This is a genomic window from Ruegeria sp. CL6 (assembly GCF_056536465.1).
The window spans coordinates 172,389-187,592 of the sequence record NZ_JBQFPR010000004.1 but is presented as its reverse complement, the minus strand read 5'-3'; the positions used below and the strand labels follow the sequence as shown (position 1 = coordinate 187,592).

Here is a 15,204-nt window from a genome sequence, read left to right as displayed (position 1 = left end):
GCTTACCCTACGAACACTGCTTTTACGTCAACATGCGGATTGGGGTCATCAATGACTTTTCGCGTTCTTTCAAACCACTCGGTCCAATCCTGAAACAGGCGATCAATTCGCGTCTCTTTGGCCTGCCGACGGGCCATTGCGCGCTTTTGAGCCGTCGTCAAAGCGCCATCAGGTGTGACGACTTCTCCAAAATCGAGGTCCAATTGGGCCTTGTGGCGATTTTCTAATTCCGACATGCGCGCCAGAACCGCATCCATGTCTTTCTCGATCTCTTTGGATCGATGATTGCGCAAGTCCCGAAGGTGGGTTTGGAAAAAATCGACAGCTGAAGGCAAGGCATTTCGAGCGTTATCTTGACCATTTATCGTTTGGCTTGGCGTATTATCTTTCAGGTTTGTGCGAACCAGAAAATCATCGATCTCTTCAATTCTTAAGTCTCCGGCCGGGCTCTGAACAACAACAGCCCATCGGTCCACGACAGGCGCTCCAAGCGAGTTGGGCGCTGCGCCATGCATGACAAAAGCCAGTTCGTCATTATCTAAGCGACCCTTAAGGGAAGCAATCGGCGCAGAATGTTGGGGAAAAAACGTATTTGAGCGGTCGGCAAACCATTCCAGAATTGGATGCCCATCCCAGAGAAACTGAACATCTGGCCAGGACCGCTCTCTCATTTTCGCTTCATCAATAGCCCTGGTGATTATGTCCGCCTGATCCGTCAGTTCGACCTGGCCGCCGCGATCCACTGCCTCTTCAGGCATGTAACGCCCATCGACAGCTCCAGCGCTTGCATAGCCAAAGCTATCTCGCGCCTTCATGTCGTCCGGTATCTGGAACTTTATGAGGCGTTGAACCTTGTCGACGCTTGGAGGCGCGTCAAACACCTGCTCCTCAGGTCGACCCAATCGTTCCAGCATGTTGCCCGTATAAGAAAACGTATCTTCAAACAGTCTCGGAGGTTTTGCCTCTTTGGTTGAACCGGAGTTTTCTGGCTCATCCACTTCGTCGGCATAGTCGCCAAAGATGGCATCAAAATCTTCCCCAAGAGCGTTTGCCAGAGCAGCCCGTTCATCCATTTCGCGTTCAAACGCGTCCTCACCGGCACCTGATGCGATGGCCTCTGCGGTTACAACTTCCTCTCCCTCGGCATCCCCTTGGCCAAGGAAAACAGCAGGGTCACCGACGCCGTCTTGAGCTTTCTCATCTCGTTCAACGAGCTTGTCCAAAACCCACATCTGGCGAACTTTTGGATGGGTGCTCTCACCGACAAAATACGTGATCTGCGGAGCACGATCCTGCCCATACCGGTCGATCCGACCGTTGCGTTGCTGAAACCGCAGAAGGGACCAGGGCAGATCAAAATGGATAAGCCGGTGACATTGGAAGTGCAGGTTAAGGCCTTCGGAGGCCATGTCGGATGCAATCAAAATCCGGATGGGTGAGTTTTCCTGCCCAAAATCCTCAATGACCTTCTGGGTTTTAATGTCGGCTTCAACGCTACCGCCGTCAATTCGAGCAATCTGATCTTCTTTGAGCCCGAGGTCCTCTCGCATCCGTTCGGCAAGCCAGGACACAGTCGCGATGCGCTCAGAGAAAATAACAAGGCGGTCGCGCCTCTTGCTTCCAGTCCATTTTGCCGTCTTCAGAGCCTCCAGCAAATCCCTGTACTTGCTGAATTCGTCTACACCGATTTTCTCAACCTGATCCGCAAGCGCTTGCAGGCGTCCTCGATCTTCTTCGGTGCCGCGAGACGTTCCTTTCTCGATGCCGCGAATGCGGTTGTTCAGCGTCTCCAGACAGGCGGCAGGGCTAGAAAAAATGGCCTTCGCCAAGGTTGTGCGAAAGAGATCAATCGCGCGACCGCGCTTGTTTTCCTCGTCAAGATCCAGATGAAGATCCGCAATCGATTGATATGCTTCCTCTTCTTCAGGACTGAGAGGGAAATCTCTTCGGATCAGTTTTCTCGGAGGCACGATCTCCCCCAAATCTTCAATGACCTCGGGTGATGATCGAAAGCGCCTGACGACGAGATCTTCGATGTCTTCGCGCTTGAGTTTAGTAGGATCGGGCACGCGAGTTGGATCAAGCATTTCGATCAAGCTTGCAAAGCTTTCATGTGACCCATCATGCGGTGTTGCCGTCAACAGGAGTAGTGAGTCTGTTCGTCGCGAAAGCAGCTTCGCAAGCTCAGCCCGTTGAGAGTTGGTGCCAGCTGTATTCTTGCGACGCGCCGCATTATGGGCTTCGTCGATAATGATCAGGTCCCAATATGATGCATCGATAGCGGCCCGAATTTGCGCATCTCGTTTCAAAGTGTCGATGGACACAATGGAGCGGTCAAATTGATCAAAGACATTGTAATGGGCGGGTATTTTGTTGCGCATCCGCCGAATGGCTGCGCTGTCAAGGCGCGACAACGGGATCGAAAATCGGGTCCAGAACTCTTTTTGGAATTGCGTCAGCATTGCCCGTGTTGTGACGACCAGAATGCGATCCGCACGTCCACGCAGCGCCAGTTCAGAGGTTATCAGTCCGGCCTCGAGTGTTTTGCCAAGGCCAACGTCATCGGCGATCAGCAAGCGCACGCGATCTTGCGATAGCGCGCGCTCCACAGGCAAATGCTGAAACGTCAAGTCGTCAATCGCAGCTTGGCCAAAGGTCAGTGGCTGCCGTGTCGTGGTTGCAGTGTGGCGAAATGCTGCCTCGAGGAAGAGCTTTGTGTCCATAAGGCCCGAAGACATATCCGGCTCGAGGCTTATCGCAGCCGGATCAAGAACCTGAGCTTCACTTTCCAGCCGCCATATGAACCGAGCATCCTTATCGCGAACTAAGCCAGCAGCACCGCGGCAGTGCACTTCGCAGTCACCGCCCCGCAGTTGCTTTAACCCCAGTACTTTCCAAATCGCTGAGCGCACTTTGACGACTGAACCGGGCTGAGGGATGGCATTCATGAGGGACCTCGAAAAACTCTACAAATTTGTTGCCCTGAAGGGTTGCCCTCCTCAGTCAACCTCCGCACGTTATCGCGTGACGGTTGGAAGGGAAACTACCAACCTAGCGCCCAACTTACAGGCGTAGGAGCAATCGGGCGATGAGCGCAGAATTGTGAAAACTTTTGGGAATTCTTGCGAACCAGTTGATGAGGTGCTTCGCATTTCTACTGCTGTTTTCCACCACTTTGGCGATAGCCTTGAATCACTTCTGTGGCCTTAAAGTAATACGCAGAAAATAAATCAATTCTAGCGTGCAAGGCCCTGTGAAGCGGTTCTGAATAGTTTCGGCGGCATCTCATTGGAAAGCCTAAATAATCATGTAACTATATGAAATTTTACAATTTTTACAGGTTTTTGCCTTTTGGGCCGGGAGCCGGATCTGCTAGTATGAGGTTAACAAGACCAAAATCGAGGGCACTGATGCAGACTGATAAATTTTGTTTACAGCTTCACATGCTAGCGACGACACATGATGCCAGATCCACAAAAGGTGCCACTGTTTTTCTGCCGCCCAGTTGCAGCGACTCGAACGTGAGCTTTCAGGCTAGTAAACAGTTCTATCCCAAACTGGGAAACAAACGGGTAGTCACCGAAACCCTCAGGTTCTTTCGCTGGTTCAACCGCATTACGGACCAAATAGTGAGTAACCGGGCGCTCCAAATCCTGAAAAAGAAGTGGAGGAGGTGAGCATGCCAAGAAAGAAGGCAAAATTTTCACAAGCGGATCTAACCCGGGTAATGAAAAGCCTTGAGGCGGCCCAGGTAAGATATCATCGGGTCGAAGTGTCACCAGACGGAGTTATCAGTGTTTTTTCGGGAACAGACAGGCTCGATAAATCCGAAGGTGCATCTGGAGTTTCGCCCTTGGAAGCTTGGAAGACCAAACAAAAGGAGAAAGCACATGCGTGTTGACCTCAAGGGTGTGAACCGGGTGTCAAAGACGTTAAAAAATGGTCGCAAGAAGACATATTATTATGCATGGAAAGGTGGCCCGCGGCTTGATGGGAAACCTGGAAGCCCCGAATTTGTCGACGCCTACCGCGCGGCTCACAATCGTCGAAAGCGCGTGTTGAATGACACGCTGCAACACGTCTTTGACAAGTACCTGGACAGCTTGGACTTCAAGGATCTAAAGGAACGTACCCGCAAGGACTACCGGCGGCAGATCCTCAGAATCGAGGAAAGGTTCGCTGATTTTCCGGTTGCAGCTCTTGCAGAAAAGGATGCGCGAGGTTTGTTCCTCGATTGGCGGGATGAACTTGCCGCACGGTCGCGAAGGCAAGCTGATTACGCGTTTGCGGTCTTGGCTTTGATCACGTCCTGGGCCGAAGAGCGCAATCTTGTTCCCTGCAACCCGTTCGAACGACCGAAAAAAAGGTACAGGTCGCAGCGTGTCGACACCATTTGGTCTGAAAATCAGCAAGCGGCTTTTTTGAGGACATCTCCATCACATCTCATGCTTGCTTTCATGATGGCGCTGTGGACCGGACAACGGCAGGGAGACCTGATCGCGCTACCCTGGAGTGCTTACGATGGGAAGACCATCAAATTGAAGCAAAGCCGAACAGGCGCAAAAGTTGTGATCCCTGTCGGTACACCGCTACGCGCAGTGTTAGACAAAACGCCCAGAACCGCAGTTACGATCCTCGCAACCACGAACGACACCTCCTGGACCTCTTCCGGGTTTCGAGCGTCGTGGCGAAAGGCCTGTATCGCTGCGGACATTGAAGGTGTGACGTTTCACGATTTAAGGGGAACAGCGGTCACGCGACTAGCTGTTGCTGGATGCACCGTACCGGAGATTGCCTCGATCACCGGACACACTTTGCGCCGCGTACAGGAAATCCTCGACGAACACTATCTGAGCCGCACCAATGAGCTGGCTGAGGCCGCGATTCTGAAGCTGGAGCAGTACGGAAAGTGAACGGAAACGCCCAACTGAGCTCCCAACTCGCAAAAAGTTTCCGCTCTGGAGATGGGGAAGGTATCGGTAAGTCACTGAAATTTAATGGTAGCGGAGGAGGGACTTGAACCCCCGACACGCGGATTATGATTCCGCTGCTCTAACCAACTGAGCTACTCCGCCACGAGTGAGAGGCGATTTAAGGGAGGGGCCCGAGAGGGTCAAGAGGGAAATGACCCCCAAACCGGGATTCTTTTTGGCGCTGCTTCAGCCCGCCTTATCCGTGGTGCCCGCTGCCTCTGCGATGCGGCGGATAAAAGCGACGCAGGTGTCAGGGGCAGTGATCGGTATCATATGTCCCAGCCCCTCTAGCCGTTCGTCGGTCAGGCCGAACTGCGTCATGGGTGCGGCATGTGCTTCGGGTGACAGGATGGCGTCTTCTTGGCCGTACAGGATGCCGCCGGGGACTTTCAGGTCTGAGTAACGCGCGACCTGCGCGTCCATGTTGTCTTCAATGCCCGCAACATCCTGTGACGCTGTGACAAAAGCCGTTGGGCGCAGACCCAAGGCACCCCCTGCACGATCGAGGAAATCTTCGGGCGCGGGTTCAGGGCCGAACACGATGCCCAGAGTATGAGGCGCGGTCTTGGCGGCCATCGGCACCGCAATCGTGTTTCCGATAAAGCTGCGCAGCCATTCCGTTCGGATCGCCAGTGGTTTGAAAACATCCGGCGGACCCTGCATAACCTGAGTCAACGGGGCCAGCAACGCCAGCGCCTTTACTTTGTCCGGATTGTCCAGCGCCATCGCCAGTGAGACAGCTCCGCCCAGCGAATGCCCAGCCAACACGGCATTTTCCACGCCCTTGGCATCCAGCAGCTCTTGTATCATCCGGCCCTGTTCGTGCAGTTGACCCAGATCACCTGTATCGCGCGTCGAATACCCACAGCCGGGGCGGTCGACCGCAATGACGTGGTAGTCATCCGCCATCATATCGACCATTGCATAGGTGAAATGCTGCAACTGCCCGGCCAGGCCGTGGATCATCACGATGGTCTGTTTCGCTGGGTCGCCTGCCTCGACATAGTGAATACTGCCGCCGCGTACCGGAGCGATCTGACCCAGTTGTGGAACCTGCTTCAAGCCGTCCCGAGTCAGCTTTCGGGTCCAGAGGTTCATGGCTCCGAAAAATACGGCGATCAAAAGAACGAAAATCAATAAGGTGGTCATCTCAATGCTCTCCACTTTGGGTCGGGACGACCGAGTATTGCTCGATCCCGGACTGCGCCATGCGCTTTTCATATTCTGAAACGGTGCCGGGCCAAAGGGTGGTGTTGCGGCCCTCGGCATCCTGATACCACGAGGTACACCCTCCGGCCTGCCAGACACTGTCCACATGCCGGTCCTGCATTTCCTGCAAGAAGGCCGCCTGTTTTGCAGCATCCGGCGTGATGGTCTGGGTGCCATTTCGGTTCATTTCGTCCAAAACGCGCCCGATATGACGCACCTGCGCCTCAATCATCAGAACGACCGAGTTATGGCCCAGCCCCGTGTGCGGTCCCAGCAGGATGAAGAAGTTCGGAAAACCTGCGATGGCCGTGCCCAGATTGGCTTTCATTCCGTCAGACCACGCATCCCGCAAACTCAAACCGTTTGTTCCGGCGATATCCAGAAACTCGACCGTTTCCGTGACGTTGAACCCGGTGCCCCAGATCAGGATATCGGCCTGAGTTCGCGTGCCATCAGCGGCGATGATCTGATCCCCCTCGATGGCAGCCACGCCCTGCGGCACGACCGTCACGTTGTCGCGCGCAAGGGCAGGGTACCAATCATTGGAACTGAGGATACGTTTGCAGCCGATCTGATAGTCGGGCGTCAGCATGTCGCGCTGGGCTGGGTCAGAGATCGCTTTTTCCAACGAATTGCGCCACATCTTCATGGCAAAGTTGACGGCCCCCTTGTCGCCGCGAAAGACCCGGTGGCGATACTCGAAAATCAGATAGATCAGTTTGCGGCGAAGCCGGGGCAATACGGGCAGACGTTGATACAGTCGGCGCACCCAAGGCGCGATGGGTCCATCGGGGCGGGGCAGCACATAAGGCGCGCTGCGTTGAAAGATCGTGACATCGCCCGCCATTTTCGCGATTTCAGGGACGAACTGAACGGCAGAAGCGCCGGTTCCCACGACCGCGATACGTTTGCCTGCAAGGGGAACATCGTGGTTCCACTCGGCAGAGTGAAAGCTGGGGCCAGGAAAGCTGTCAGCGCCGGGAATATCTGGAATGCTGGGGATATGCAGGGCGCCAATTGCGGACACAAGAAACCGAGCCGACCAGTGCTGCCCCTCGTGGGTTTCGACCTGCCAACGCGCCCCCTCCCACCGCGCCGCTTTCAGGCGCTGGTGGAAATGGCACAGGTCGTAAAGCCCTTCGTCCTGTGCGACTTTTTGCAGATAAGCCTGTATCTCGGCCCCGCCCGCGTAGGCGCGGCTCCAATCAGGGTTCAGATGTGTGGCCATGGAATACAGGTGCGAAGGCACATCACAGGCCACGCCGGGATAGGTGTTCTCGCGCCAAGTTCCGCCGATATCGCTGGCCTTTTCAAGGATCGCGATATCGGTGATCCCACGTTTTCGCGCCTCGATCGCCATGATCAGCCCCGAGAACCCGGCACCGACGATCAGCATGTCCGTTTCATGTTCCATGCGTTCGCCCCTCCCAAAGCGACCGTGGTGGTGCGTTCAGGATATAAACTGAGCAGGCGCGTGGATAGGGTCCCGTAAGGTCAGGTGTTGATCACGGTTTGATCAGGCGCGCAGTTTTTCACCTTTCGGGTCAAAGGGCGGCTCATGCAGGATCACGGCCTTATGGGGACGGCCCAGCACCATCACCTCGACCTCATCGCCGGGCTGGGCATCCTTCACATAGCCCAGAGCCAGCGACATACCCACGGTGTAGCCATAGGTGCCCGAAGTCACACGTCCGATCCCCTTGCCGTCTTTGAAAATCGGTTCACCGCCCGTTGCGTCAGCGTTTGACGCCGACACATCCGCGTCAAGCAGATGCAGCAGCACCAAGTGCTCCCGGGCCGGGCCTTCCAGAACCTTCTGCGCGGCGTCCTTGTTTAGGAAATCCTTGTCGAACTTGCACAGGCGATCCAACCCGACCTCATGCGGCCAGTATTCGGGGCTGTATTCCCGGCTCCACGAGCCATAGCCTTTTTCCACCCTCAGTGACATCAGCGCCCGGCTGCCGACAGGACCCGCGCCAAAGTCCTTGCCTGCCTCAAGCAAAGCGTCATAAAGCCGAGCCTGATCTTCGGTCGCGCAGTGGACCTCCCACCCTAGATCGCCGGTAAAGGATACACGCAGGGCCAAAACGTCGATCCCGGCCAGTTCGAGTCTGGCCGATCGCATGAAGGGGAAATCATCGGTGGCCAGAGAGGTGTTGGTCAGCCGTTGCAGAATCTCGCGGGATTTTGGGCCTGCGACGTTGAAGCCGCACATCGCTTCGGTCTTGCTTTGGAAAACCGTACCGTCCGGCAAGGGAACCTGTTTGAAAAACCGCTTGTGATAGCGCTCGGCCATGCCGGACCCGATGACCCAGAACTCATCTTCGGCCACGCGGGTCACGGTGAAATCCCCCGCAATCCCCCCGCGTTTTGAGATCAGAGGCGTCAGGCACGACCGTCCAACCGTCTTGGGCATCGTATTGGCAAAAACGGCATTCAGCCACGCCTCGGCCCCCGGACCGCGGCAGACGTATTTGGCAAAGTTCGAGATGTCGATGATCCCGGCCCGGTCACGCAGCATTCTGCATTCTTCGCCCACCGGCCCCCACCAGTTCTGCCGGGTAAAGCCGTTGGTGTCGGTAGCCCCCGGCGTATCGGCGAACCATAGCGGGTGCTCCCACCCAGCGTTCAGGCCGAACACGGCCCCCATCTGCGCCTGCCGGTCATAGACGGGCCGCGTGCGGGCCGGACGTCCGGCGCTGCGCTCCTCATTCGGGAAGTGAATGGCAAAACGGTGTGCATATTGGTCCTGCACGCGGGCCTTGGTGAAGTCCTTCTTGGCCCATGTATCGAACCGCGCCATGTCCCAGGCGAACATGTCGTATTGGGTTTCACCTTCGATGATCCACTGCGCGGCCATCAGCCCCATGCCGCCTGATTGAGAGAAGCCGGGGATGATCCCGTTGCAGCAGAAATAGCCATCCACCTCGGGCACCGGCCCCATCAGCACGTTGCTGTCCGGCGACCAGATCATCGGGCCGTTGATGACACGCTTGATCCCGGCCTCACCCACGGCGGGCAGGCGCTCGATGGCGTTCATCATGTTCTCTTCGATCCGCTCCAGATCGTCGGGAAACAAGTCATGGGCGAAATCCAGCGGCGTGCCGTCTTCAGCCCAGAACTTCATGTCTTTCTCATAGGCACCGACCAGCAAGCCGTTGCCTTCCTGACGCAGATAGTACTCTCCATCGCGATCACTGACCGAGGGCAGGCGGGTGCCGTGCGCCTGAACATCCGGCATCGCTTCGGTCACGAAATACTGGTGTTCGGTCGGTTGAAGGGGCAGCTCGATCCCCGCGAGCTTGGCCACTTCGCGGCCCCACAGACCGGTGGCATTCACAACCCAAGGCGTGCGGATGTCGCCCTTGGGCGTGCGCACGATCCACGTGCCGTCCTCTTGCTGATCGGTTGCGGTGACGGGGGTAAAGCGGTGAATTTCGGCCCCGCGCTGGCGCGCACCCACCGCATAGGCGTTGGTCACGCCCGAGGGGTCCACATTGCCGCCATCGGGTTCAAACATAACGCAGCGGATGCCGTCATAATTGACCAGAGGGTTCAAGCGCTGCGCCTCTTCTATGCTGATCTCATAGAAGTTCATCCCATATAGCTTGGCCTTGGCTGCCTGCAGTCGCAGTTGATGCTCACGTTCCTCGGTCTGCGCCAGATACAGCGAGCCGGGCTGGAACACGCCGCAGCTTTGGCCAGTCTCGGCCTCAAGCTCTTTGTACAGGATCATCGTATAGTGCTGAATACGGCTGATATTGGTGCTGTCATGCAGCCCGTGGATGTTCGCCGCTGCGTGCCATGTTGAGCCCGAGGTCAGCTCATCCCGTTCCAGCAGCACAACGTCCGACCATCCCAGTTTGGTCAGATGGTAGAGGATCGAGCATCCGATCACCCCGCCGCCAATCACCACCGCCTGTGCATTCGTTTTCATGAGCCTGCCGTATCCAAGTTGGGTTCCTCGCGCTTTCTGTCACCATCGGCGCAGACCGGACAACGGACATAATTCTCATGCTGGGTTGAGCAGGTTTAACGCGAAGCTAATCTCAGAAATCCAACCGATGCGCGCGCCCATATGCGGCCAGTCGCGCATTCAGAGAGGCCGCCTCCGGTGCGCCGGATTCCAGCGCAAAAACAAAGGCATGGGTCAGATAAAAGCAGGCTGCATCAATGTCTTGCGCAGCCTCACGCTCGTCAGCAGCCATCGTGTAATAACGGACCAAGGCGTCATGATCGTTGCGATCATGCGCCTCAAGCAACAGACGATCCAAATCTGTCTTGTCCATCGGGTCTCCGTCAGGATCGGTCGGCGCAGGCCGACCGGTTCGTGGTTCTATTCCGCGCGACCGTTTTCGATTTGCGTTGCCACCCAGTGATGGAAGTTATGCGTCGGCCCGTCCATCGCAGGCGAGAAACGTCCGCCATCGAACAAGACCCCGTGGCGGCCTTTTTGCATGCCTTCGACAACAAACACGTCTTCTTCAAACACCGTCTTCCAGAGCTGCGCGTTCGAGGCGCGCAAGCCGTCATGCTGGGGCGTGTCCTCGACACTTTTCGCATAATACAGTTCGATATGTTCGATCGTGTTTTCCTGATCGACCGGCTCAAGCACGATTGCAAAGGCGTGGTCACGCTGAACGCCCAGCAGGACATTCGGGTAGAGCGCCACATATTCCGCGCCCTCATCCCATTTGTCGCTGAGGCCGTCAAAATCATCAAAAGTCGCGCCGTCCTGATCGGTCAACTGGCGATAGACCAGCGTGCCCTGACCGGAATAATGCCCGCGTTCTTCGATGTTGTAGTGATCCTCAAGCCGGGAATAGCTGTTCAGGCCCGGGTGGACCCACGGCAGGTGATAGCTTTCGCAATAGTTCTCGACCGCCAGTTTCCAGTTGGTCTTGACCTCCAGCTTGAACGAGGACGTCTCGCCGCCGTGATACACGGGCAGGTCAAATTCCTTCCAACGATCCAGCAGGGCGGCATGGGCGTCCTCGAACGCGGGGGCGTTGCCGTCCACGTTCACAAAGATCACATCACGCCAGACATAGGAGCGGACGCGGACCAGCCCCAGATCCTTGCGGTCAACGTCTTCATGGGTGTTGTGGCCCGGGCCGCCTACGTGCGGGGTTGCGCGCAGCTCACCTTTCAGGCTGTAGCACCAGCTATGATAGGGGCAGCGGATCGCGCCGCCGATCTTGCGCGGCGTGTCCACAAGGATCATACCCCGGTGGCGGCAGGTGTTCTGGAAAACGCCGACCTCTCCGTCGCGGTCGCGCACGATCAGCAGGGGCATTCCCAGAAAGTCGACCGGCTTGGCGTCGCCTTCTTCGGGCACATCCTTGCCGAACCCGATCCCGGACCAGTTTGCATAAAGGACCGACTTCCGTTCCTCGGCAAACACGACCGGGTCGACATAATGTTCGTTGGGCAGACCGTTGGCGACATTCACATCGGCCAGAACGGAGGACAGCGGGCTATGCTTGTTCATCGGGCTCTCCTAAAGGTGGTACTGGATGCGTTTGATCTGTATTGGCGGAAGGGCAGGGCTCCTCTCAATATCAGAAAACCTCATCAGAGAGTGACTTCACCTAAACCGAGCCGTCTTGAACCTCTTGAATGATCCAGTTTTTCAGCGCCCGTGCGCTGTCGGACAGGTCTTCATCAGGGCGACCGACGAGGTAGAACTGGTTCGGCGCGGTCAGTTGATGAGGGCCGATGGCGACCAGTTTGCCAGATTGCAGCATCGGCTGGATAAGGCGCTGCCATCCCAGCGCCAACCCAGCCCCCTTGCGGGCAAGCTGCAGGGCGACCGAATAGCTATTCACGCGGGATTCAATAGGTATTGAGCCGTTATACCCCAATTGCTGAAACCATTCGGGCCAGGTCGTCCAGCTTCGGTCTTCTGACTCAAGGTGTATCAATCGCTCGGATGCAAGTTCCTCCAAGCTAGCTCCGGTCAGCCTGTCAGCGACTTCGGGGCTGGCCACCGGCACCAGATGATCACGGAACAAAGGCGTGTGCGATAGGCTGGCATCACTGTCGCGCCCGTAGCGTATGAAAAAGTCTACATCCGGCCGGTCCCGAAACGCGCGGTCCTGAGAGAGCTGATCAACATTGACCTCAGGCATGTCGCGCCAGAATCGAATGACAGCGGGTGACAGCCATAGGGCAGCAACGGCCGTGGTGGACCCTACGGTGACCTTCCCGACCGAGGCGCGATCCCGGATGGTTCCCAGTGTTTTCGAGATACGGGCGAAAGAGGATGACAGCGCCTCGTACAAGGCTTTGCCATCTTCGGTCAGATCAACGCCCCGGTGTTTTCGCTGAAACAGGGCCGTGTCCAGATCGCCCTCAAGCGCCTTGATCTGATGACTGACCGCGCCGGGAGTGACCGAAAGTTCCTCGGCCGCGTTCTTAAAGCTCAGGTGCCGCGCTGCGGCCTCAAATGCGGATAACGTGGTCAGGGGCGGCAAGTTATAGTGACGTCTGGACATGGCGCGTGGGAATCACTGTTGGATTACGGGTTAGTTTGTTTCACCTCAGTATTAGTTTATTTGCGGGTGAAAGCCAGAGCGCTTTGAAGATTTGGTGTTTTTTGGGTTCACGTTTAGGGTTGATGTCGCCAAATTTGACCAATGTGTCGGTTCTGGCCGAATTCCAACGGTGACGACACTATAGTCAGCCTCACCAATAATTGTCGTGTCCAGTAGGCCATCTGGGGGCTCTTTCCCAGAAATGCAAGACGGTACTGCCGCAGATCGACGACCCAAGCTGACGCTAGCATAAGGCCAACAGGGAAATTGATGGACACGCGGAACACTTCCCCAAAAGAAAGCATCGCTATTCACCGGAATGCCAGGTGGGTTGAGTTCACTGCAACTCACGTAGGGTCAAAACGAAACGTTTTTGCCAGAGGATCATTTGGTTTGGGCCTGATTTTGCGTCGCCCTCGAAGTCAGCATCCTTGAAGTTCAACACAGGACTGGTTGGCCAGGCGAGACTTGGGCCGGATTTGGTCAACCCCAGAACAAAGACGACAACACGGAGGAGAACATGTCGATACCCGAACCCTTTACGGACGTTGAGATAGAAACGGCGGATGCCGGTTTCTACGAAAACTACAGCGTTCCGATTGCGCTGATCAGCAAGGCCATAATGGTCGGTCTGGTTCTTTGGGCGCTTGTATTCCCAGCCAATGCAAACAGCACGCTTGGCAGTCTGAACGGTCAACTGCTGGAGGTTTTCAACAGCTTTTACATCGTTATCGTGGGTATATTTTTCTTCTTCCTGGCTGTTGTCGCTATCCTTCCGGCTACTGGCCGTCGTGTGATGGGCATGCCCGGAGAGAAGCCCGAATTCTCAAACTTCTCGTGGTTCTCGATGATGTTCGGGGCTGGTCTGGGCGTGGGCCTGATGGTTTTTGCCACAGCCGAACCTCTGGGATTGTGGGGGTCGAACCCGGTTGTCGTGTCAGGTGACGTTGCAGGAAACTCGCCCGAGGCGCTGCAATCGGCTTATCGTTTCACCTATCTGCACTACGGTTTTCATGCCTGGGCAATTTACGTCGTGACCGGACTGTCGCTGGCATATTACGCCTATACGCGCGGTATGCCTCTGACGATCCGTTCGGCGCTGACACCGTTGTTCGGTCGTTTCGTCAACGGCTTTTTCGGCCACGTGGTCGATGTTCTGGGCGTTGTTGCGACGATCCTCGGCGTGTCGGTCACAATCGGATATGGCGTTAGCCAGTTCATTGATGGTCTCTACGCCATCACTGGGATGAAGTGGATCATGGACCTGGGCGGCGAAGTTCCGAGCCCAAGCAAAGTGGGTCTGATCTCGGGTCTGGTGGTTATCATGGGCCTGTCGATCATCTCGGCGGTTTCGGGTGTCGGTCGTGGTGTTAAATACCTGTCGAACCTAAACTTGGTTCTGTCGATCATCCTGCTGGGCACCTTCGTTGTGTTCGGGTCCTTCGTCTTTGCCATGACCACCTATGGCTCGGCGATGGTTGACTATATCCTGCACTTCATCTCGCTCAGCTTTAACGCCTACGGTCCGCTGTCGGCCGAAGCATTCGCGGCGGCTCTGCCGGTTGAAGCACAGGCACATGCGGCTGATCTGATGGGTGGCGCGACCAACGCATGGGGCAGCTTTGACGGCTTCAAGGGCGGTCTTGAAGGCGCTGCAGCCGAGCTGGACGAAGCGACTTTGGCTGCAGCCTATGCAGCGGGCGAGCAAGGCCGTCAGTTCGGCTGGCAGGCAGGCTGGACCACGTTCTACTGGGCTTGGTGGATCGCGTTCTCGCCCTTCGTGGGTCTGTTCCTGGCGCGCATCTCCAAAGGGCGTTCGGTTCGTGAGTTCATTCTGGGCTGTGTGTTCGCACCGGCGCTGGTGTGCTTTGCCTGGATGACCGTGCTGGGTGGTACCGCGATTGATCTGGAACTGGCCGGTGCCGCAGAAGGCGCGATCATCGGTGCCTCGAACACCAACAAGCTGTTCGTGACCCTGTCCTACATGATCGACGGTGGGCTGCTGTCCATGCTGAACGTCATGTGTGTGATCCTGATCATGACCTTCTTGGTGACCTCGGCGGACTCGGGCATTCTGGTGATGAACACCATCATGTCCGGCGGTAGCCAGGAAACCGGTATCAAGCATCGGATCATCTGGGGTGTTATCCTGACGGCTGTAATCGGTGCGCTGATCCTGGCGGCTGGTGAGAACAACCCGATGGACGCCTTGCGCAATGCGATGATTATCGGGGCGCTGCCGTTCACTATGGTGATGGGTCTGATGTGCCTGTCGCTTGCCAAGGCGCTGTTCCGTGACGGTCAGCGTGACAAGCACGGTGCTGCGACGCAAGCGGCTGAATAAGTCAGCCAGCATTGCCTGAAAATTAGCGCCGCCCTATCCGGGGCGGCGTTTTTCCTTTCCGCAACCGTGTCGTTTCCTGCAACCACATATCGCAATCAGAGAGGTGCGCAGTGCGCGAATCCCTCAGTCTGGTTTCCAAGAT

Annotated in this window: 10 protein-coding genes and 1 tRNA gene; 3 read left to right on the top strand and 8 right to left on the bottom strand. The window is 56.5% G+C overall.

Features of this window, described 5'->3' with window-relative positions:
* Positions 1-2: 2 nt before the first annotated feature.
* Positions 3-2,723: a DEAD/DEAH box helicase gene (locus tag ACR0LH_RS13235; RefSeq protein WP_480721521.1), complete on the bottom strand. Its 2,721-nt coding sequence runs from the start codon at positions 2,721-2,723 to the stop codon at positions 3-5.
* A 956-nt stretch (positions 2,724-3,679) separates the two neighbouring features.
* On the opposite strand from ACR0LH_RS13235, the gene ACR0LH_RS13230 reads away from it, so the two are divergent.
* Together ACR0LH_RS13230 and ACR0LH_RS13225 are read left to right on the top strand one after the other, a co-directional pair.
* Positions 3,680-3,901 carry a hypothetical protein gene (locus ACR0LH_RS13230; protein ID WP_170756914.1) on the top strand — a complete coding sequence of 74 codons (222 nt, stop codon included), beginning with the start codon at positions 3,680-3,682 and terminating at the stop codon, positions 3,899-3,901.
* Positions 3,891-4,913, top strand: coding sequence for a tyrosine-type recombinase/integrase (locus ACR0LH_RS13225; RefSeq protein ID WP_170756915.1), 1,023 nt, complete (start codon positions 3,891-3,893; stop codon positions 4,911-4,913). The genes ACR0LH_RS13230 and ACR0LH_RS13225 overlap by 11 nt, the downstream gene beginning before the upstream one ends.
* A gap of 85 nt (positions 4,914-4,998) precedes the next feature.
* Here ACR0LH_RS13225 and ACR0LH_RS13220 read toward each other — a convergent pair.
* The 7 genes from ACR0LH_RS13220 to ACR0LH_RS13190 all read right to left on the bottom strand — a co-directional run bounded on the left by ACR0LH_RS13220 (position 4,999) and on the right by ACR0LH_RS13190 (position 12,679).
* Positions 4,999-5,075: transfer RNA gene (locus tag ACR0LH_RS13220), tRNA-Met, on the bottom strand.
* A gap of 84 nt (positions 5,076-5,159) precedes the next feature.
* Positions 5,160-6,122 carry an alpha/beta fold hydrolase gene (locus tag ACR0LH_RS13215; RefSeq protein WP_480721328.1) on the bottom strand — a complete coding sequence of 321 codons (963 nt, stop codon included), beginning with the start codon at positions 6,120-6,122 and terminating at the stop codon, positions 5,160-5,162.
* A 1-nt stretch (position 6,123) separates the two neighbouring features.
* Entirely contained in the window at positions 6,124-7,596 is a 1,473-nt protein-coding gene (locus tag ACR0LH_RS13210) for a flavin-containing monooxygenase (RefSeq protein ID WP_480721326.1), read from the bottom strand.
* Between the two features lie 102 nt (positions 7,597-7,698).
* Positions 7,699-10,119, bottom strand: a complete 2,421-nt coding sequence (locus ACR0LH_RS13205) for a GcvT family protein (protein ID WP_480721325.1) — start codon at positions 10,117-10,119, stop codon at positions 7,699-7,701.
* 112 nt (positions 10,120-10,231) lie between these two features.
* The gene (locus tag ACR0LH_RS13200) at positions 10,232-10,471 is read right to left on the bottom strand and encodes a hypothetical protein (RefSeq protein WP_480721324.1); all 240 of its coding nucleotides are present in this window, start codon (positions 10,469-10,471) and stop codon (positions 10,232-10,234) included.
* A 47-nt stretch (positions 10,472-10,518) separates the two neighbouring features.
* Complete coding sequence (locus ACR0LH_RS13195; RefSeq protein WP_480721323.1) at positions 10,519-11,673, bottom strand: aromatic ring-hydroxylating oxygenase subunit alpha; 1,155 nt, start codon at positions 11,671-11,673, stop codon at positions 10,519-10,521.
* A gap of 100 nt (positions 11,674-11,773) precedes the next feature.
* Positions 11,774-12,679: a LysR substrate-binding domain-containing protein gene (locus ACR0LH_RS13190; protein WP_480721322.1), complete on the bottom strand. Its 906-nt coding sequence runs from the start codon at positions 12,677-12,679 to the stop codon at positions 11,774-11,776.
* 559 nt (positions 12,680-13,238) lie between these two features.
* Between ACR0LH_RS13190 and ACR0LH_RS13185 the strand changes: the two genes are divergently transcribed.
* On the top strand, positions 13,239-15,062 hold the full coding sequence (locus ACR0LH_RS13185) for a BCCT family transporter (protein ID WP_480721320.1): 1,824 nt from the start codon (positions 13,239-13,241) through the stop codon (positions 15,060-15,062).
* Positions 15,063-15,204: the final 142 nt, after the last annotated feature.

Excerpts from the sequence above, each read along its gene's own strand:
- ACR0LH_RS13235 (WP_480721521.1), bottom strand. The coding sequence starts at position 2,723 with ATGGACACAAAGCTCTTCCTCGAGGCAGCATTTCGCCACACTGCAACC.
- ACR0LH_RS13230 (WP_170756914.1), top strand. The coding sequence starts at position 3,680 with ATGCCAAGAAAGAAGGCAAAATTTTCACAAGCGGATCTAACCCGGGTA.
- ACR0LH_RS13225 (WP_170756915.1), top strand. The coding sequence starts at position 3,891 with ATGCGTGTTGACCTCAAGGGTGTGAACCGGGTGTCAAAGACGTTAAAA.
- ACR0LH_RS13215 (WP_480721328.1), bottom strand. The coding sequence starts at position 6,122 with ATGACCACCTTATTGATTTTCGTTCTTTTGATCGCCGTATTTTTCGGA.
- ACR0LH_RS13210 (WP_480721326.1), bottom strand. The coding sequence starts at position 7,596 with ATGGAACATGAAACGGACATGCTGATCGTCGGTGCCGGGTTCTCGGGG.
- ACR0LH_RS13205 (WP_480721325.1), bottom strand. The coding sequence starts at position 10,119 with ATGAAAACGAATGCACAGGCGGTGGTGATTGGCGGCGGGGTGATCGGA.
- ACR0LH_RS13200 (WP_480721324.1), bottom strand. The coding sequence starts at position 10,471 with ATGGACAAGACAGATTTGGATCGTCTGTTGCTTGAGGCGCATGATCGC.
- ACR0LH_RS13195 (WP_480721323.1), bottom strand. The coding sequence starts at position 11,673 with ATGAACAAGCATAGCCCGCTGTCCTCCGTTCTGGCCGATGTGAATGTC.
- ACR0LH_RS13190 (WP_480721322.1), bottom strand. The coding sequence starts at position 12,679 with ATGTCCAGACGTCACTATAACTTGCCGCCCCTGACCACGTTATCCGCA.
- ACR0LH_RS13185 (WP_480721320.1), top strand. The coding sequence starts at position 13,239 with ATGTCGATACCCGAACCCTTTACGGACGTTGAGATAGAAACGGCGGAT.